18 protein-coding genes are annotated in these 18876 nt (G+C 38.4%); 5 read left to right on the top strand and 13 right to left on the bottom strand.

Features of this window, described 5'->3' with window-relative positions; translation table 11 throughout:
- Positions 1-115 precede the first annotated feature (115 nt).
- Positions 116-355, top strand: a complete 240-nt coding sequence (locus tag BM141_RS07500; RefSeq protein ID WP_143090837.1) for a hypothetical protein — start codon at positions 116-118, stop codon at positions 353-355.
- A 28-nt stretch (positions 356-383) separates the two neighbouring features.
- On the top strand, positions 384-662 hold the full coding sequence (locus tag BM141_RS07495) for a hypothetical protein (protein ID WP_091542653.1): 279 nt from the start codon (positions 384-386) through the stop codon (positions 660-662).
- 10 nt (positions 663-672) lie between these two features.
- On the opposite strand, the gene BM141_RS07490 is transcribed toward BM141_RS07495, so the two are convergent.
- The 6 genes from BM141_RS07490 to BM141_RS07465 all read right to left on the bottom strand — a co-directional run bounded on the left by BM141_RS07490 (position 673) and on the right by BM141_RS07465 (position 7104).
- Positions 673-1347 carry a C40 family peptidase gene (locus tag BM141_RS07490; RefSeq protein ID WP_091542650.1) on the bottom strand — a complete coding sequence of 225 codons (675 nt, stop codon included), beginning with the start codon at positions 1345-1347 and terminating at the stop codon, positions 673-675.
- 10 nt (positions 1348-1357) lie between these two features.
- A complete protein-coding gene (locus BM141_RS07485) occupies positions 1358-2173 on the bottom strand; it encodes a PspA/IM30 family protein (RefSeq protein ID WP_091542646.1) in 816 nt (271 codons plus the stop codon).
- Between the two features lie 48 nt (positions 2174-2221).
- Positions 2222-2602: a J domain-containing protein gene (locus BM141_RS07480; protein WP_091542643.1), complete on the bottom strand. Its 381-nt coding sequence runs from the start codon at positions 2600-2602 to the stop codon at positions 2222-2224.
- Positions 2603-2788: 186 nt separating this feature from the next.
- On the bottom strand, positions 2789-5338 hold the full coding sequence (locus BM141_RS07475) for a bifunctional UDP-N-acetylmuramoyl-tripeptide:D-alanyl-D-alanine ligase/alanine racemase (RefSeq protein WP_091542682.1): 2550 nt from the start codon (positions 5336-5338) through the stop codon (positions 2789-2791).
- Positions 5339-5444: 106 nt separating this feature from the next.
- Positions 5445-5849 (bottom strand): hypothetical protein, encoded by a 405-nt coding sequence (locus BM141_RS07470; protein WP_143090836.1) that lies wholly within the window; start codon positions 5847-5849, stop codon positions 5445-5447.
- A gap of 214 nt (positions 5850-6063) precedes the next feature.
- The gene (locus BM141_RS07465) at positions 6064-7104 is read right to left on the bottom strand and encodes an SMP-30/gluconolactonase/LRE family protein (RefSeq protein WP_091542638.1); all 1041 of its coding nucleotides are present in this window, start codon (positions 7102-7104) and stop codon (positions 6064-6066) included.
- Between the two features lie 308 nt (positions 7105-7412).
- Here BM141_RS07465 and BM141_RS07460 point away from each other — a divergent pair, with 308 nt between their 5' ends.
- Together BM141_RS07460 and BM141_RS07455 are read left to right on the top strand one after the other, a co-directional pair.
- Complete coding sequence (locus BM141_RS07460) at positions 7413-7730, top strand: hypothetical protein (protein ID WP_221407642.1); 318 nt, start codon at positions 7413-7415, stop codon at positions 7728-7730.
- Positions 7731-7760: 30 nt separating this feature from the next.
- On the top strand, positions 7761-8765 hold the full coding sequence (locus BM141_RS07455; RefSeq protein WP_221407641.1) for a FecCD family ABC transporter permease: 1005 nt from the start codon (positions 7761-7763) through the stop codon (positions 8763-8765).
- Between the two features lie 28 nt (positions 8766-8793).
- On the opposite strand, the gene BM141_RS07450 is transcribed toward BM141_RS07455, so the two are convergent.
- The 6 genes from BM141_RS07450 to BM141_RS07425 all read right to left on the bottom strand — a co-directional run bounded on the left by BM141_RS07450 (position 8794) and on the right by BM141_RS07425 (position 14044).
- Positions 8794-9708, bottom strand: a complete 915-nt coding sequence (locus BM141_RS07450) for a ribonuclease Z (RefSeq protein ID WP_091542632.1) — start codon at positions 9706-9708, stop codon at positions 8794-8796.
- Positions 9709-9997: 289 nt separating this feature from the next.
- The gene (locus BM141_RS07445) at positions 9998-10546 is read right to left on the bottom strand and encodes a carboxymuconolactone decarboxylase family protein (RefSeq protein WP_091542628.1); all 549 of its coding nucleotides are present in this window, start codon (positions 10544-10546) and stop codon (positions 9998-10000) included.
- Between the two features lie 113 nt (positions 10547-10659).
- Positions 10660-11187, bottom strand: a complete 528-nt coding sequence (locus tag BM141_RS07440) for a carboxymuconolactone decarboxylase family protein (protein WP_091542624.1) — start codon at positions 11185-11187, stop codon at positions 10660-10662.
- A 176-nt stretch (positions 11188-11363) separates the two neighbouring features.
- Positions 11364-12599, bottom strand: a complete 1236-nt coding sequence (locus BM141_RS07435; RefSeq protein ID WP_091542622.1) for an MFS transporter — start codon at positions 12597-12599, stop codon at positions 11364-11366.
- Between the two features lie 190 nt (positions 12600-12789).
- Complete coding sequence (locus tag BM141_RS07430) at positions 12790-13380, bottom strand: carboxymuconolactone decarboxylase family protein (protein ID WP_091542620.1); 591 nt, start codon at positions 13378-13380, stop codon at positions 12790-12792.
- 163 nt (positions 13381-13543) lie between these two features.
- A complete protein-coding gene (locus tag BM141_RS07425) occupies positions 13544-14044 on the bottom strand; it encodes a hypothetical protein (protein WP_091542617.1) in 501 nt (166 codons plus the stop codon).
- Between the two features lie 205 nt (positions 14045-14249).
- On the opposite strand from BM141_RS07425, the gene BM141_RS07420 reads away from it, so the two are divergent.
- Positions 14250-16682, top strand: a complete 2433-nt coding sequence (locus BM141_RS07420; protein WP_091542614.1) for a S9 family peptidase — start codon at positions 14250-14252, stop codon at positions 16680-16682.
- A gap of 90 nt (positions 16683-16772) precedes the next feature.
- Here BM141_RS07420 and aspS read toward each other — a convergent pair whose 3' ends face one another.
- On the bottom strand, positions 16773-18521 hold the full coding sequence (gene aspS, locus BM141_RS07415) for an aspartate--tRNA ligase (RefSeq protein ID WP_091542611.1): 1749 nt from the start codon (positions 18519-18521) through the stop codon (positions 16773-16775).
- Between the last annotated feature and the right edge of the window lie 355 nt (positions 18522-18876).

The raw sequence follows: 18876 nt of genomic DNA, 5'->3' as shown, positions 1-18876 counted from the left end.
TATGTTTTGTCTTGGGTAATATTTTAAAATGCAAGATAGAAAAAAAAGGAATATTTGGTAGATTTGAAGGAAAGAAAAACCAATCCTCGAGTAGATATTTAAACCATAATAAAATATGATTTTGGAGTTGTCAAAGCAGATTTGCTCCGAACTTGACAAGCAAGGTATTCTGTACATGGCTTCTGTAAGTTTGGCATTGAATATTTATGCTACTCCAAGAATGACCAGAGATATAGATATTGTCATAGAATTGACAGAACAAAATGTGGAAAAATTTGTGCAAATCGTTAAAGATAACTTCTATATTTACAAATCTGCGGTAGAAAATACCTATTGTTTTGGTGTAAAAAACTGAATTTGAACACCTTTAACTTACTCTAAACATGGACGGTACCACAGAAGAAGCAAGAAAAAAGCAATCGGAAATTATCTTTTCTAAAACCCCAGAGGAGCGTTTTTTAATGGGAATAGAAATGATAAATTATATGCGTATGGTGGTAGAAAACAGCATTAGGGCAGAGCAACCTGATATTTCGCCTTTGGAACTAAAAATAGCAGTTTTCAAAAGATACTATGCTCACGAGTTTTCTAAGGAAGAACTTGAAAGGATAGAAGAAAGTATGCGCGTCTATCACTTGCAAACCCACAATACCCTCAATTAGATACCATGAATTACACTACTCTGGTAGCACTAATAAAGCGAGGGGCATAATAAGAAGAAAAAGGGTCATCTTCTATTACTCCTCTTGACGAGGAAGCATGAATCATGCGGGCTACTCCCCTCCCCCCTCCTTTGACTATCAGCCCTACATGCGAAATGCGATTCGGGTCAGAACCTGTCGCATAAAACACCAAATCTCCTACTTGCAACTCGCTGGCATCTACTCGCTTTCCTATTGAGGCTTGGTCTCTGGAAGTTCTTGGCAAGGAAACCCCTATCTCCTTAAAGCACATAAAGCTAAAACCAGAACAGTCTGTGCCTAAGACCGAGTCACCCGCAGGTTTGTAGGGCGTGCCTATGAAAGAACGAGCCGCCAAGACCAATCTATTGAGTTTTTCTTCGCGTGAAGCCCTGCTAAGGTCTGGAGTAATCGTAATGGGGCTATCTATTTCTTTGACAATGAGTTCACTAAAAAATTTGTCAAAAGTTTTTTGATGAATATTCAGGTCTATGCGTGCTTTGACGATATTGCCTTTTTCATCTCTCAAAAAATCTACTCCTTTGGTTTGACCACTTGCCATCAAGGCTCCAAAAAAATCATCAAACAAATCTTGCAGGATATTCAGGTCTATGATAGCATATCTTGGCTTTTTGCTGGTGTCTTGGATTATTTCTACTCCTTTCATAATCTGAAAGTTATTCTTTAAGTTTAGATTTTAATTTTTCCAGTTCAGAAAGTAAACTGCTCGGTGGAGGCACATCTTTGGGCTGTACTATTTGCGGCGGAGTAGGCTTATAATCAGGCGAATTGACATTCTGCTTGAGTTGGTTCAAAGCCTCATTGAGTTGTGGATTATTGGCAGGTTTGTCCATACCCAAAATCTTATCTACCTCCATTTCCCAACTGGTTTTCCCACTTGATATATATGCCATAGACTCAGCAAGCACCTCTTGTTCTATGGCTTTTTCCTTGATGCTCTCCAACAGATTAGCTGTGCTATTAGTATCAAACCTTGAAAGTCTTTCGTGTAGATTTTTAGTAGCTTGACTGATTTTAGTACGGGCTTTAAGCGTGTTGAGTTCAGTTTCCCAAGCATAGATTTGCTCTTTGATAGCTCTGGTTTGGTCCTCGAGTTTTTTGACCATAGCTTCGTAATTTTCTAATCCTTTGAGGCTGATATTTACTCTTCTCATTATCTCCTCTTTTTTTCCCAGTTCCATCAAGGCAAACTTATCGGCTGTTTGGCTATCTAACTGCCCGTTTTTGGCTTTTTCCAACAATGCTGTTGCCTTGTACTCACACTGCTCAGCCTGTTTTTGTTGCAGCTCTACTTCTCTTTTGGCTTTGATGAAGCCTGCCTTTGCCTCTGCCAAACTTTTCAAACTCTCACTCAAATCTACTTTTAACTCTCTGATACTTTGCTCAGTAAGTTTGACGGGGTCTTCTTGCTGTTCTATTTTATATCCTAAGAATGCACGGAAGGAATCTACTAAATTTTTCCAGAATCCCATGTTAATTTATATCTATGATAATTTCTTATTTTACTTTTATAAATACTTCTACTGACCAAATTTTTTCTCAAAATAAGCAAAAGCTACGTTCAGTTTCTGAGAAATTTCTACTGCTGCTTTGTGCTTTTCTGCGTCGTTGTGAAAGCGGTCAGGATGATATTGTTTAATCAAACGCTTGTAGGCTATCTTAATTTCCTCAAATGAAGCACCGTAAGGCAATTCTAATACGCCATAATACTGCTTTTCTTCTTGCTGTTGCTGCCAAGATGACTGATGAAACTGTTGCTCATAGTTTTTCTGCTCCTCTTGTCGCTTATTTCTTTGGTACTGCTCGTACAGTTCCCAGTCTTCCTTAGAGATTTTTTCCTCTTGTTCTTGGAAAATATCCCCCAAATTGGCACGCAAAATATTAAAAATACGGTCAAACATAATCAAAAGTGAATGATTTTTAGCAATATGCCAAAGATAATGCTTTATTTTGAAAAAAATTTAAAACTCTCCTTACAATAATAAGGTTTTTTTCTGACAATTAACTTTATAATTAATCAAAAATACTTTTTAAAACTTTGGCTTTTAAATAATAACGCAAACAGGTGCTTAAATGTTCTAATTTACTTATTCTGTAAAAAATACTCTTTTCACTCTCTCCCCTATGCCCGTAAAAAGTTCATAAGGAATGGTATTGATGCTTTTTGCCAAATCAATCACACTGACCTCTTTCCCAAAAACAATGACCTCCTCCCCTTCTTCTACGTCTATACCTGTCAGGTCTATCATGCTCATATCCATACAAACACTTCCGATAATCGGTGCTAATTTGCCTTTGACAAATACCTTTCCAAGTCCATTGCTAAATCTTCGGTCATATCCGTCAGCATAACCTATGGCAATCGTACCAATTTTGCTGTCTTGCTGAGCCTCCCAACGCCTTCCATAGCCAACTGTTTCACCTTTTTTGATATTTTTTATCTGTGAGATAGTCGTCTTTAGAGTAGTTACATTTTGTAAGTGCTGCTGGAGAAATCCGTTGGCTTCTACTCCATACAGCCCAATACCAAGCCTTACCATATCCATTTGATAATCAGCCCATCGGGTAATTCCCGCAGAGTTTAGTGCGTGTTTGATGAAATGATAACCCAAAAGATTCTCTAATCCATTGGCTACTTTTTGAAAATTAGTAAGTTGTTGTAAAGAAAAAGTATTGTGCCTTTCCTCATCAGCCCCTGCTAAATGTGTAAAAATAGAAGCTACCTTCAAGGCTGTATGTTGAGATAAAATTTTGCCAACTTCCTCTATTTCCATTACTTCAAAACCTAATCGCCTCATTCCTGTATCCAACTTCAAGTGAATAGGCAAGGGAGTAGCCATATTTATCTGAGCCATTTTGGCATAGTTTAAAAATTGCTTCAAGAGGCGAAAACTGTAAATCTCTGGTTCTAAGCGATACTGTATGATTTTATCAAAAGTTTCCTCAGAGGGATTCATCACCATGATAGGTAAGCGGATTCCGTTTTCCCTAAGATGCACTCCCTCATCGGTGTAGGCTACAGCCAAATAATCTACGTTTTGGTATTGCAAAACGCTGGCAACTTCAGCACTTCCGCTCCCGTAAGCAAATGCTTTGACCATGACCATAACCTTGGTCTGTGGTTTTAACAAACTCTTATAAAATTTCAAATTATGCACCAAAGCATCTAAGTTAATCTCTAAGCGAGTGCCGTGTACTTTTTCTTGCAAGTAGGCAGTAATCCTATCAAACTGAAACTTCCTCGCTCCTTTAATCAAAATCTGTTCGTTTTGAAAATGAATCCTGCCTTGTAAGAAATCTTGTATAAACTCCTCTGTATCAGAGTAAAAATATTTCTCTATGTCTTTGGTTTCTTCTTGGAAAACCGCTAAAGTACGAATATCCTGCCCAATACCTATTAGTTTGCTGATAGCATTACTTTGAAGCATACGTGCTACTTGCTGATAAACATTTTCAGAAGCCATATTGGTGTGGAGAATATCCGACAAAATAAGTGTCTTATGCTTCAAGGATTGTCCAAAGGTTTGTTTTTGCCGTTGTTGGTTCATGAAGTCTAAAGCCACACTAAGTGCTTGTAAATCATTGGTATAAGTATCATCTATGAGTGTACATTGGTGAATACCCTTCTTTAGCTCCAAACGCATCGGCAAAGCCTTATTTTTCCCTACAAATTGCTGGTAAATCAGAGATTGGATTTCCGCCAAATCATAGCCCAAATACAAAAGCATTGCTACACAGTGCATAGCATTTTCTACCGAAGCCATATCAGTAAAAGGTAAGCTAAGCAAGTAGTTACCTGACTTTTCTTGGGATAAGTGATTTTGAAAATGGTATTGGATAGACAAAGTCTGTCTGTTTGCATGGCGTTCCGTATTTAAAATTTGGATATGAGCATTGGCTTTTCTCCCCCATGTAAGCGTTTGATAGGTAGGCTTACTTTTCAAAATTTCTTGTGTAATATCCTCATAATTATTGCAGTAAATAATTAGCCTACTATGCTGAAAAAGCTGGAGTTTTTCTCTAATTTTTTCTTGGCGGCTATGGAAACCTTCGTCATGTGCCGTACCTATGTTAGTGAAAATACCCAAAGTAGGTTGTATGATTTGGGCTAACTTGACCATCTCAGCGGGTTTAGAAATGCCTGCCTCAAATATGCCTATCTGATGATGTGCTTTAATTTGCCAAATTGAAAGAGGTACTCCTAACTGCGAATTGTAACTTTTTGGGCTTTTAACCAGCGAAAATTTCCCTTGTAAAAGTTGGGAAAGCCACTCTTTTACCATGGTTTTCCCATTACTTCCTGTAATACCAATCACTTCTAAATGAGGAAACTGTAACCTATGAAAAGTGGCTAACTCTTGCAGGGCAGTAAGCGTATGGGGTACTCGGACCCAAAGCCCTTCCAAGTGTTGAAAATTAGACGATTCCAAGTTAGTTACAAAAGCACGCACTCCTTTTGCATACATCTCCTCTACAAATTGATTGCCGTCTGCGTGTTTACCTTTGAAAGCAAAAAATACAGCCTCACTCGGTACAGCAATGAGGCTACGGCTATCTGTAACTATTTGTTTATCTTTGATGAACTCATAGACATCAGTTATATCTTGAAATATTTTATTATTATTTGCTTGATTCATGTTTTTTGATTCTTTGCTTTTATACAACATCTACAATGTATTTTATCAGAAACCAATTTATTTTCTCACTTACTTAACGGAGCGGAGGAGTAAATAAAAATTTGATTTACTTAGCCTTCTTATCAAAATTAGGCAAGTCAAGCATTGTTGAACTTAATACTTTTTTAGGAGGAGTAGTCAGTATTGTTTTTTGTTTATTTGAAAAATAAACAGCATATTCTTGAGAATAAATACATTGGCTAAAAGAAACAAATAAGATAACGCTTGTGATTAACTTTTTCATGGATTTCATAAATAACGTTTTTGAAAAGAATTTTTGATAAATTTCATATTTGATTTTTGAATGAGAAGGTATTTTGGGGACAAGAGCAAAGTAATTGGCATTAGGAACTATGATAGAAGCCGCACCTAAAACAAACCCTATCGTAAAAACATAATCATCACAATACTTAATGAGTTTCATACTTCTAACGCGAGGAGGTCTCACACAAAAAACAACTCCTGTCAGCAAACTATATTTTTCAAAATCTATTTTGGATAGAGAAACTACTTACCCATTGCTTAGAGTAGGACATTGATTTACTAACTTATGATATTCTTCTTCGGTATTTATAATATAACTCTTATGTGTTCTACTATCATAAGTGCCATCTTTGACTGTGCTATCTGAGTAGCCACACTTTGGTAAGTGGTCATTTTCGTACAAAAACTTAAGTACCTCATAGCTAAAAACTTACTGTCATTTTTTTCTTTTTCTTTTGATAAGCAAAGTTAGGAATGCCCTTATGTCCTGTTTTGACCACAAAAAGACTACCACTATGGGGATATTCTTTCAGTTCTTCTTCTTTTGCTCCTATACTGGCGGTGGTAATATAAAGAGTATCTAAGTTTTCTCCACCAAAGGCACAGGAAGTTACTCTTGCTACGGGTACTTCTATTTTCATGAGGAGTTCACCTGTAAAAGGACTGAACCTCAATACGCTATACCCTTCCCACATAGCTATCCACAACATTCCTTCGTTATCTATGGTCATGCCGTCGGGATAGCCCATTCCATCTGGAATTTGTACTGCAACTTTTGTAAAAGTAGCTTTTCCCGTGGACATATCATAAGCAAATTCTTTTACTTCTTTTGTGGGGGTATCTATGTAATACATCTTGGTACTGTCCAAAGACCACACAATGCCATTAGAAACTGTAACACTATCATAAACCCTTTTGATATAGCCTTGATTATCAAAGCAGTACAAAGCCCCTGCCTTAGCTATGCCTTTCATGGACATCGTTCCCACCCAAAATCTCCCTGCAGGGTCGCATTTGCCGTCATTGAAGCGATTATCAGGATAATTTTTCTCAGGGCGTGCTGTAAGCATTTTTTTCTTTTCTGTCTTTAAATCTACCTCATAAATTCCATCTTCCAAAGCAACAAGAACATTTCCCTCTGCCGTAGGTACCACTGTACCTACCCTTTGTCCTAAGTTAATAGATTTGTTCTCTTGGCTTTGAGGATTAAAAATATGCAAAACTCCCTTTTCTATATCTACCCAATACAGTTCGTTAGTTTTACTGTTCCAGAGCGCACCTTCGCCCAGTGAGGCTTTCGCATCTAATAAAAGTTCGGCTTTCATACTTGATATACTCGTCTTTTCTTCTTGTCCTGTTGTTTCAATCATAGAATCAGTTACTTGCTTTTCTTCATTTTTTGTATTATCTTGACAAGCAAATAAAAGCGTTGCAAAGAAGCATAAAATAGATTGATATTTCATATAAATAAATGATAATGAGGTTGTTAAAAAATGCTAATTTAGCTATAACGACTTAAAGTTTATGTATTTTTGTTTTCAATTTATGAAAAACAAAGGGAAAAATTCCTTTGAAATGCAGATTAATTTTGTAGAAATTTACAAAAACTTATTTATCATTTTAAATGAAACATAGCTACTTTATAAATTACTTTCTAATACTTGTAGTTTCATTATCCTTTTCTTGCATCAGTCAAAAAACGGAAAATGAAAACAGACCGACCCTTGACCGACAGGCATGTATTGCTATTGCAAACCTGCAAAAAGAAGTGATGCTAATGCATGACTCTATTATGCCCTCTATTAGCCATCTGGTACAAATTAAAGCAGCAGTCAAAATCAAACTCCAAGAAGGCAATATCTCTGACGAGCACCAACTCAAAGAACTCAGAACCGTCTTCAACTCTTTAGATGGGGCAGAAGAAGCAATGATGACTTGGATGCGTAACTATAAGACCAACTACGAGGGGATGAGAGATGAAGAAATTAGGTCTTATCTACTAAGACAAAAACAACAAATCTATCAAGTCGGAGAAAAAATAGGGGAGAGTATGAAAAAAGCCAAAGTAGTATTAGCCAGCAGTAATTGATTTATTTCTATAAATCCCAAGAAAGAGCGTTTGAAAACATTATTAGGCAAATCTTATCCTTTTTTTATCTTCTTTTTTTTATTGCTTGTATTTTTTATTGCTGATGTAAGTTATGGGTCGGTTTATATTCCTTTAGATGAAGTTTTTAATATTCTCCTAAAAAAAAATACAGAAAAGAAGAGTTGGGAAATTATTGTTTGGCAGTTCCGACTTCCCAAAGCCACTACTGCTTTATTAGCAGGTGCAGGGCTGTCTGTAAGTGGCTTACTGATGCAAACGCTATTCCGCAATCCCTTAGCAGATGCTTATATCTTAGGTGTTTCCTCTGGAGCGAGTTTAGGAGTAGCTTTACTGATTTTGGCAGGTGTGGGTTTTGCCAGTTTTGCAGGGCAGTGGGCAATAGCCGTATCAGCAGTCGTAGGGGCAGCCTCAATCATGGCATTAGTGCTTTTTATTGCTACCCAAGTCCGCCAACTGGTAAGTTTACTTATTATAGGATTAATGCTTGGCAATGGTGTGGGGGCTTTGATTGTCATTCTGCAGTCTTTTAGTAACAAAGAAGAACTGCAACGCTTTGCCAACTGGACTTATGGCTCTTTGGGAGGAGTAGATTGGGAAAAAATGCTCATTCTTGCCCCTTTGGTGCTTGTTGGCTTGTTCTCCTCCATATTTCTGTATAAGCCACTGAACAGTTTACTTTTAGGCGACAACTACGCACTAAGCATGGGGTTAAACATTCACAAAATTCGCATTCAAGTTATCTTACTTACCAGTTTGATAACAGGTTGTATCACTGCTTTTTGTGGGATTATTGGCTTTGTTGGGATAGCAGTTCCTCATATATGTAGATACTTACTTGACACGTCAGAGCATAAGAGGCTACTTCCTGCCTGTGCCTTCTTGGGTGCTATACTGATGCTGGCATGTGATATGCTTTGTCAGTTACCCTATTCTCCTCACGTATTGCCTATTAATGCAATTACTGCCTTAGTAGGTGTACCCGTAGTGGTTTGGGTAATACTAAGAAGAAGATAGTTTGCTAATTTACAAAATTATCCATACTTTATGCAGTAATCTGATAAGTATGCCCCTCAACTGCCAATACAGTATTTTCAAAAACCTCTTTTGCCTCCTGCAAAAGTATATTTAAGTCCCCGTAGCGTACTGAAAAATGCCCAATGATAAGTTGTTTGGCATTAGATTTTTTAGCAATCATTGCCGCTTGCTTAGCAGTGCTATGATAAGTTCCTTCTTCAATCCTGTGTGCCAAATCTTCGGTAAAAGTAGCCTCATGGTACAACCAATCCACGTTTTGTATTTGAGGAATGATACTTTCTGTATATTTAGTATCTGCACAAAAGGCATAACTTCTTAATGGCTTAGGCGGTAAGGTAAGTTCCTCATTACGAATAAGTTTTCCTTCAAAAAAAATGTCTTCTCCATCTTTCAAAGCCAATATCAAAGGAACAGGCAGATTTGTCGGAAGTCTCTCCTTATTGATATTCAATTTTTTAGGCTTTTCCCTGAACAAAAAACCACAACAAAGTATGCCGTGATTCATTGGAATAGTAGTTACTGTAATATCTTCATTATCAAGAAGTAACTCAGGCTCATTTCCTTCAAAAGGGTGGAAAATCAGCGTATAATGAAGTACACTTTTGCTATGCTTGAAGTGTGTCAAGATAATCTCATCTAAACCTCTGGGAGCATAAAGGTGCAAGTCGTTAGTACGCTTTTGCAAGTGCATAGAAAACAACAACCCTAACAAACCAAAATAATGGTCGCCATGTAAGTGGCTGATAAATATGTGATTAATTCTATTAAACTTGAAATCATACCGCAATAGTTGTACTTGCGTACCCTCACCGCAATCAATTAAGTAAAACTGGTCGTTGTAGTTGAGTAGTTGAGAAGTGGGGTGCTTGCCTACCGTAGGCGTAGCAGAAGTAGCCCCAAGTATAGTTAGCTCGAATGTCAAGACTATGCTAATAAATAAGTTAATAATTTTATAATCAATAGATTACTTCTAAAACCGTGTTAAATTTACATATTTTTCTCCACTTTCCCTAAAAAAATTAACTTTGTAGTATTCCCTAATAAAAGTGGAGTAAATAAGTTGGCAATGATACGACTTCTTTATATTGCACTTGCCTTCTTGCTAATAGAAATTTTGCTGCTAATGCAATTTTGAAAAACAATAAAAAATAGCCCCAAAAATCAAGGCTACTTTTCCAAAGGTAATAAAAATAAAAAACAAATTCCTTATATCACTGTGGTTTTGCAAGTGCATAACCTGTTTCTTCTGCTATCTTTTTTGCTCGTGCTTTATACATTTCGGGGTCGGTAGGTGCAAAAGTAGCCAAACCATCTACATAGCGGTTAAACATACAAAAAGCGGCGGCAATCAGCACTGTATCATGGATTTCTATATCAGTTGCTCCTAAGTTTTTTGCCTTCTCTACTTGGCTTTCAGTTACAAATTTTCCTCCTTTCTGCACGCTTGCCGCTATGGAAAGCAACGCCTTCATCTTCTCTGAAATAGGTGCATTTTCATAATCTCTTTTGACTTTTTCCACCAAAGTTTCATCTTCTTTGGCGTAATACTGTGCCACTGCTCCATGAATATTTTGACAGAAAAAGCAATCATTCAACGAAGAAACAAAGGTGGCAATGAGTTCTCTTTCGCCTTTGGAAAGCCCCTCATCTGTTCGCAAAAGTACTTCCGCCAAAAGATTCAAAGGTTGCGCTGTAAAAGGACGGAAAGCCATCAATCCTCTAATCCCCGGCAGGGGTTCTGGTAAGTCTATGTGTGCCATGTTTTTGTTTGTGAGATGTTTTTTTGAGATGTAAGATATTAATAATTAGTTATTTATTTAAGACTTACTCAAACCTGTCAGGTTTTGAAAACTTGAAAGGTTTAAGATATTGTTTATTGCTTATTGGGCAAAACATAGCCTAACGTTCCCATGCGTTCACCCATTTGCTCATAAGCACTTGGGTCGGTAGGAGTTAGCGTTGCCAAGCCATCTACATAGCGATTGAACATACAAAAAGCGGCGGCAATCAGCACTGTATCATGAATGTCCCTATCTGTTGCATCAAAACTTTTAGCGAACTGGACATCTTCGGCGCTAACAGTGCGAGCATCAGTCTGTACTTTTCCTGCAATGCTCAGCAGAGCCTTCAATTTGTCGGGAATAGGTGCGCTTTGATAGTCTTTGAGTGCCAAATCAACGGTTTGCTTTTCGTCTTTGTATAAAAAACGAGCGGCGGCGGCATGACTCATTGAGCAGAAAACGCATGAGTTTCTGAATGAAACATAAGCCGCAATGAGTTCTCTTTCTGCTTGGCTCAGAGGCGAATTTTCCCTTTCGTACAAAGGTTTCCCTGTATCGGGTCTGAACATGACAAGGCTACGGATTCCCGCCACGCCTTCTGGTAATTGGATATGTGCCATTTTTAAGTTATGAGTTTTGAGTGATGGTTGTGTTTCACGTGATAACACGTGAAACAGTGTATTAAACCATTTTTCATGTGTTATCACATGAAAAACGTAAATTTATATTATAATTATTACACAAATTACTAATTATCAATTATTTGTATTAATTCATAACTTATAACTATTCATAACTACTCCACCATTCTCCCTTGGGTATCTTTGCTTAGGAAAGTACCTAACAAAGCAAAGATGAAAGCAAGCGAAAAAGCAGACAAAGTATTACCAAAGCCACCAAAAAGACTTACTAAAGTTCCTACGAAAAATACACCTGTGGCTGTAAAAAACCTGCCAATATTAAAGCAAAAACCTGTGGCTGTTGCTCTGATAATGGTAGGGAAAAGTGAAGGAATATAGCTGGAAAGCGAGCCTTGACTAATCCCAAAAAACAAAGACAACAAAGCCAATTCAAGGTAAATAATAGACGAAAAACTCGTATTGGTTAAAAAAAGCAAGCAACAAGCTAAAATACAACCTAAAAATGTGAGTATCAAAGTGGTGCGTATGCCTAACTTTTTGATGAGAAAACCTGAAAAAACTCCCCCAACAATGCCCCCCATGCCAAGCAACATCATGGTCAAGCCTCTTTCTTTTTGCCCATCAGAAACTCCTGCTAAAAGGTTTTGAATCCAAGTCGGTATCCAAGAAAAAATTGCCCACAATGCCACCAAGACCGAACCGAAAATCAATGTACCAAGAAACAAATTTTGCCGAATCTCAGGAGAAAAATCGCTTGAGCGGGTTTGTTGTTTTGTACTTTTGCTTTTTTTCCACCTTTCAGATTCAGGCAATAAAGCAAAAACAAGGATTGACAAAATCAAAGGCAAAACTCCCAGCCAAAATGCTTGTTTCCAATAAGAAAAAACGACATTTAAGCCTCCTGTCAAAACGATGCCTATGGGGAAAGCTACCGCCAAAATGCCCAAAGCCACAGGGCGACTGTCCTCTTTCCAAATTTCTGCAATGTAAACAGTGCTAATGAGCAAAACTCCTCCTACGCCCATGCCCGCCAAAAAGCGATAAGCCAATAAAACCTGCCAATGAGGAACAAAAACGACCAATAGAGTGAATAAGCCATACAGACCTACCGAAAAAGACAAGGCTTTGACACGACCTATTTTGTCGCTGAGAAAGCCCATACACATTCCGCCGACCATCCAACCATAAATAAATGAGGAGTTTAAGTACGCACCTATTTCTCCTAATTCTTGCTCTGAAACTACCTTTTGCAATAGCTCAGGAATTGCCACAGGCAAGTAAGCAGACATCAAAGTAGCCACCGTTCCTCCAATCAGGTAGGAAAGCATACACAAGGCAAAAGCCAAGTTATTGCATTTATTGGTTTGATTTTCAGCTATTTTTAATTTCATTTCCAATGTTAGTTATAAGTTATGAGTTTTGAAATGCTTGTTATCCGTTATTCAGTTCCGTTAAGAACGATAGCTTTGTAGAAACAAAAAATCTAAGTCTCATAGGGACGTAACTTGTTGTTATGTAATTCATTGTTCCGTCCTTATGGGACTTAAAACCTAACATTAACTTCCTACAAAGCGGTCATCTCTACGAGATTGATTGAATAAGACTTTCGTTTTGTTTTTTGATTTCATCAAAACCGTACTTAGGGCGGTTATAACCCAGATTGACAATGCGTTCCCCTAATTTTTCATAAAATTCAGGGTTAGAAGGTGTAAAGGTTGCCAAGCCATCTACATACTTGTTGTAAAGGCAAAACAAAGCCGCAATCAGCACAGTATCATGGATTTCCATGTCTGTTGCACCTGCTTCTTTGGCTCGTGTGATTGCCTCAAAGGTTACGTTTTTTCCGTTTTGCTGTACCAAAGCTGCAATAGCCAGCAAAGCCTTCATTTTTGCGCTAATAGGTGCATTCTCGTAATCTTGTTTGACTAATTCGCAAGTTTCCGACTCACCCAATAGTAAATCTGCGGCGGCAGTGTGTGCGGCAGTACAGAACTTACATTGGTTTTTGGAAGATACCAAAGTCGCAATGAGTTCTCTTTCGCCTTGCGTAAGCGTAGAATCACCTCTGAGCAAAATTTGAGTTAGCTCACGAATCGGTTTGGCGGTATCCTGACGGTATTCGAGCAAGCCTGTAATCCCGGGCAAATGCTCATCTAAGGAAATGTATGGCATATTTTTGTGTTTTTTTGAAATAAGGTGTACAGATTATAAGTACCTTATAATCAAATAAATTAGAAACAACAGTAAATTGAGTAAGTCATTCCGTTATTTCTTTAAAAACAGAAATTGTAAAGAATGAAGTATCAAAAATGAAGTAACCAATAAGAAGAAGAAGTTATGCCTGCTTAGGGGGAGGTAAGCTAATTTGCATATTAATAGAGGAGTACTTAACGATTAAAGGAGGATAAACTACTTTAGTATGCTGCGGTAATATAATTAAATTGATTTTTTGTATAATAGCTATGTAGTCTTTGAGGTAAGGTTTAATTACTTTTTTTGCGTTATTGGAAGAGTTAGTTTGTTCGTGATTTACAATATGTTCTTTATTGTGTTTAGAGAGGTCTTGATGGAGTTTTGCTTTTTTGGGATTATTATAACAATAAGTGTACAAAGTATCTTTGGAAATACTTTGTTTCACTATATCGTAGTAATTACCTTTATACTCCAGCTCACCTTTTGCATGATGTAGTTCTCTATCAGGATAGTGATATATAAGTATGGGGATTTTAAACACAACTAATTCACTCTCTTTAATTTGATTACTATTTATATACTCTGCCAATTCTTGATTTATTTGTATTCTTTTGAATACTAAAAATAGATAATACCCCAGCATATTGTGCAGAAGTAATATCAATAAAAATATGGAAACTAATTTTTTCAGAAGGATCTTTATTATTTAGGGCAAATTTAGAGATAAGTTCGAGTATTCCAAGAAGAAGGAATATTTTATTTTTTTGATGCTTTTTGCTTAGAGAGTTGTATTATTGTTATAAAAAATATTACCATTATTCTAATTAGTTAATCTAAAATTATTTATCATGAAAAGACTATATCCAATCGTATGCTTTTGCTTAGCACTCTGTCTGATGACTCCTGTGCTTGCCCAAGAAGCCCTTACTTACCAAAAACCTCCGAAAGAAATAGAGGACTTGTTCAATGCCCCACTTACGCCTTTGGTGAGCATAGACTCCAAAGGGAGCATGATGTTGTTCATGGAACGTGCTGATTATCCAAGTATCGCCGAGCTTTCTCAGCCTGAGCTTCGTTTGGCAGGTTTGCGAATCAATCCCGCTACTAATGGACAAAGCCGCACCAGCCACTATATTGGCTTAAAACTTCGCAAACTACTTGGGAAAGAAGACATTGCTATCAAAGGCTTGCCAGAGAATCCATTGATTAGCAATGTGCAATGGTCGCCTGATGAAAGTAAGATTGCTTTTACTAATACGACTGCTTCTGAAATTCAGCTTTGGGTAATAGACGTAGCCACTGCCCAAGCTAAAAAAGTAACAGATTTAGCTATGAATGATGCTTACTATGGGAGTCCTTTTGAGTGGTTGGCAGATAATAACACCTTCATTTGCAGAACAGTAGCACAAGGCAGAGGCAAAGCCCCAGAGCCAAATAGAGTGCCTACAGGTCCTACTGTACAAGAAAATTTGGGTAAAAAAGCCCCTGCCATGACTTTCCAAGACTTACTAAAAAATAGCTATGATGAAGCCTTATTCGACTACTATTGCACTTCGCAAGTAATGAAAATTTCCTTAGACGGGAAGGTAGGAAAAATAGGTAATGCAGGAGTAATTCAGTCTGCCAATGCTTCCCCTGACGGAAAATACATAATGATAAAAACCACTCATCGTCCTTATTCTTACTTAGTTCCCGCAGGGCGTTTCCCTTTAAAAGTCGATTTGTACGATATTAATGGAAATTTTGTAAAAACACTGGTGGACAATCCTTTGTTGGACAATATTCCTTCGGGCTTTGATGCAGTGCAAACAGGGCAAAGAAACCATGCTTGGCGCAGTGATGCTCCCGCTACCTTGTACTGGGTAGAGGCTCAAGATGGCGGCGACCCTAAAAAAGAAGTAAAAATCCGCGACAAAGTATTTACCCTCGATGCTCCGTTCAACGGTACTCCAAGCGAGTTATATGCTTCTACTTACCGTTTTGGGGGCTTTACTTGGGGCAACGCGAACTTGGCTTTTGCCTCAGAGTATTGGAGAGCTACCAGGAAGTCCATTACTAAAATCATCAATCCAAGTGCAAAGACAGAGCCTGTCGTACTTTTTGACCGTTCTTCTGAGGACAGATACAATAACCCCGGCTCACCTGAACTAAAGAAAAATCAATATGGAAAATATGTTTTGGATATTAGCAAAGACAACAGCATTGTCTTATTTGGGCAAGGGGCTTCTCCCGAAGGCGACAGACCTTTTGTCGATATTTTGAACCTCACTACCAAGCAAACTAAGCGTTTGTGGCGTTCAGAAGCACCTTATTTTGAAAGACCTGTCGCTGTTTTGAACTTGGAGCAGCAGCAAATTTTGACTACCAGAGAGTCTCAAACTGAGAACCCTAACTACTTCATTCGCAGTTTGAAAGCAAAGAAAAATAACCTCGCTCAAATCACTTTCTTCCCGCACCCTTATCCTCAGCTGAAAGATGTGAGCAGACAAGTGCTAAAATACAAACGCAATGATGGAGTGGATTTGACCGCAGAATTGTACTTGCCCGCAGGCTATACCAAAGAGCAAGGCGCATTGCCTACCTTCCTTTGGGCATACCCTGTCGAGTACAAAAGCAAAGATGCGGCAGGGCAGGTAAGCGGCTCTCCGTATCAATTCACTCGTTTGAATTGGGGAACGCCACTGTTTTGGGTTACGCAGGGGTATGCAATTTTGAATAATGCCACTATCCCCATTGTAGGCGAAGGCAATCAGCAACCCAACGACACCTACGTAGAACAGTTAGTCGCAAGTGCAAAAGCAGCAATAGATGAAGGCGTAAGATTAGGAGTGGTCGACCCGAAGCGTGTAGCGGCAGGAGGACACTCCTACGGTGCATTTATGACTGCCAACTTGCTTACTCACAGCAACTTGTTTAGGGCGGGTATTGCCAGAAGTGGGGCTTACAACCGTACTTTGACTCCTTTTGGCTTCCAAAATGAAGAACGCACTTACTGGGAAGCACCACAAGTATATAATGCCATGTCGCCTTTTATGAATGCCCATAAAATGAACGAACCTTTGCTACTCATTCATGGAGAAGCAGACAACAATACAGGCACTTTCCCAATCCAAAGCGAACGCTACTTCAACGCACTCAGAGGCTTAGGGGCAACAGTTCGCTACGTAAGTCTGCCTTATGAAAGTCATGGCTATGCGGCGAAGGAATCCATTATGCACACCCTTTGGGAAATGCACCAATGGCTGGAGAAGTATGTGAAAAACGCAAAAACTTCAGAGTAATAAAGGATTATTACCGTTTATAGCTATTTGAATAAAATAAGCCAATAAAAAATTTTATCGGCTTATTTTATTAGATTATTTTAGTGCTTATCAATTAGCATCAACCTTGATATGCAATTCTTTTAGTTGCTCCTCAGAAATCGTGGAAGGGGAATCTATCATTACGTCGCGCCCTGCATTGTTTTTAGGGAAAGCAATGAAATCCCTAATTGAATCTGCTCCACCAAACAAAGAACATAATCTATCAAAACCAAAGGCAATACCGCCATGAGGAGGGGCACCAAACTCAAATGCGTCCATGAGAAAGCCAAACTGTGCTTTTGCCTGCTCGTCAGAAAAACCAAGTAGGCGAAACATGGTAGATTGCAGCGTTCTGTCATGAATACGGATAGAGCCTCCACCTACCTCTACTCCATTGATAACCATGTCATAAGCATTGGCTCTGACTTCTCCTGGACGAGAGTGTAACTTGCCGATGTCCTCTGGCTTGGGTGAGGTAAAAGGGTGGTGCATGGCGTGGTAGCGACCAGACTCCTCGTCCCATTCCAACAAGGGGAAATCCAACACCCAAAGAGGTTTGAACACATTTTTATCTCTTAGTCCTAAGCGAGTCCCCATTTCTAAGCGTAACTCATTGAGTTGCTTACGCGTTTTATCTGTTTCTCCCGCTAAAATCAATAAAAGGTCGCCTTTTTCTGCCTTGAAATAGCCAGCCCACTCGCTTAACTGCTCGGCAGAGTAAAACTTATCTACCGAAGACTTGATACCCTCATCGCTCAAACGCACATAAATCAAGCCTTTGGCTCCTATTTGTGGCTTTTTCACAAATTCCGTCAATTCGTCCAACTGCTTGCGCGTATATTCCGCGCAACCTTTGGCGTTGATACCTACTACGATTTCTGCCTCATCAAATACCTTAAACCCTTTGCCTTTGGCTAAATCCGTAATTTCTACAAACTGCATATCGAAGCGCGTGTCAGGCTTATCAGAACCGTAATATTTCATGGCATCAGCATAGGTCATTCTTGGAAACTGCCCAAACTCAATTCCTTTGATAGTTTTAAAAAGATGTTTTACCAAACCCTCAAAAGTATTTAAAATATCTTCTTGGTTTACAAAAGACATTTCACAGTCTATTTGGGTAAACTCTGGCTGGCGGTCAGCGCGCAAATCCTCATCTCTAAAACATTTTACAATTTGGAAATAGCGGTCAAAACCCGAAACCATGAGTAACTGCTTGAAAGTCTGGGGCGACTGTGGCAGGGCATAAAATTCGCCAGCATGAAGCCGAGAAGGCACAACAAAATCTCTCGCTCCTTCGGGAGTGGACTTAATCAATACGGGTGTTTCTACCTCTAAAAAGCCCTGACTATCCATGTAATCTCTGGTGGCTTTTGCCATGCGGTGTCTTAGTTCCAAACTTTGCCGAACTATTGGTCTGCGAAGGTCTAAATATCTGTATCTCATTCGCAAGTCGTCCCCTCCATCGGTTTCATCTTCTATCACAAATGGAGGGGTTTTAGCAGGGTTCAAGATTTCTAACTCGCTGACTTTGATTTCTATATCTCCTGTATCTATCTTATTATTTTTAGAAACACGTTCTATCACCGTTCCGACTGCCTTCACGACAAATTCACGCCCTAACTGCCTTGCTGTCAATACAATCTGCTCCGCACTTGAATTTTCCTCAATCATCAACTGCGTAAGCCCGTAGCGGTCGCGCAAGTCTATCCATATCAGGCTTCCCTTATCCCTTATTCTTTGTACCCAACCACAAAGTGTAACAGTTTTATTGACATCTTGGAGGCGAAGTTCTCCGCAAGTATGCGTCCTCAACATATATTTTAAAGTTTTAATGCTAAATTTGATTTACTTTGAATAAAAGTTCGCAAAGTTAAAGTTTTTTTGAAATTTTGGGAATTAGGTAAATGAATTTTCTACGCCTCAGTATTTTTTAGCTCTTTCCTAAATGTAAACCAACCTTAGCAAAATACAAACTAAGCACAAAATAGAATCAAAATTCTGCTAACTTACCTAAAATCAATAGCTTAAAGATATATAAATCAAATTGAATAAAAAAATAGCAGTAAAGCATTGTCATTATCAATATTTTATATAACTTTGCGGTCTCAAAACGGTGTTTGGTAACAAATCGTTGCATTAAAACCTTGCAAATAAGCAAGTTATCTTATTG

Source organism: Thermoflexibacter ruber (genome assembly GCF_900113045.1).
Lineage (GTDB): Bacteria > Bacteroidota > Bacteroidia > Cytophagales > Thermoflexibacteraceae > Thermoflexibacter > Thermoflexibacter ruber.
Note: the sequence above shows the minus strand (reverse complement) of the source record. Positions and strands in the feature narration are given on the sequence as shown.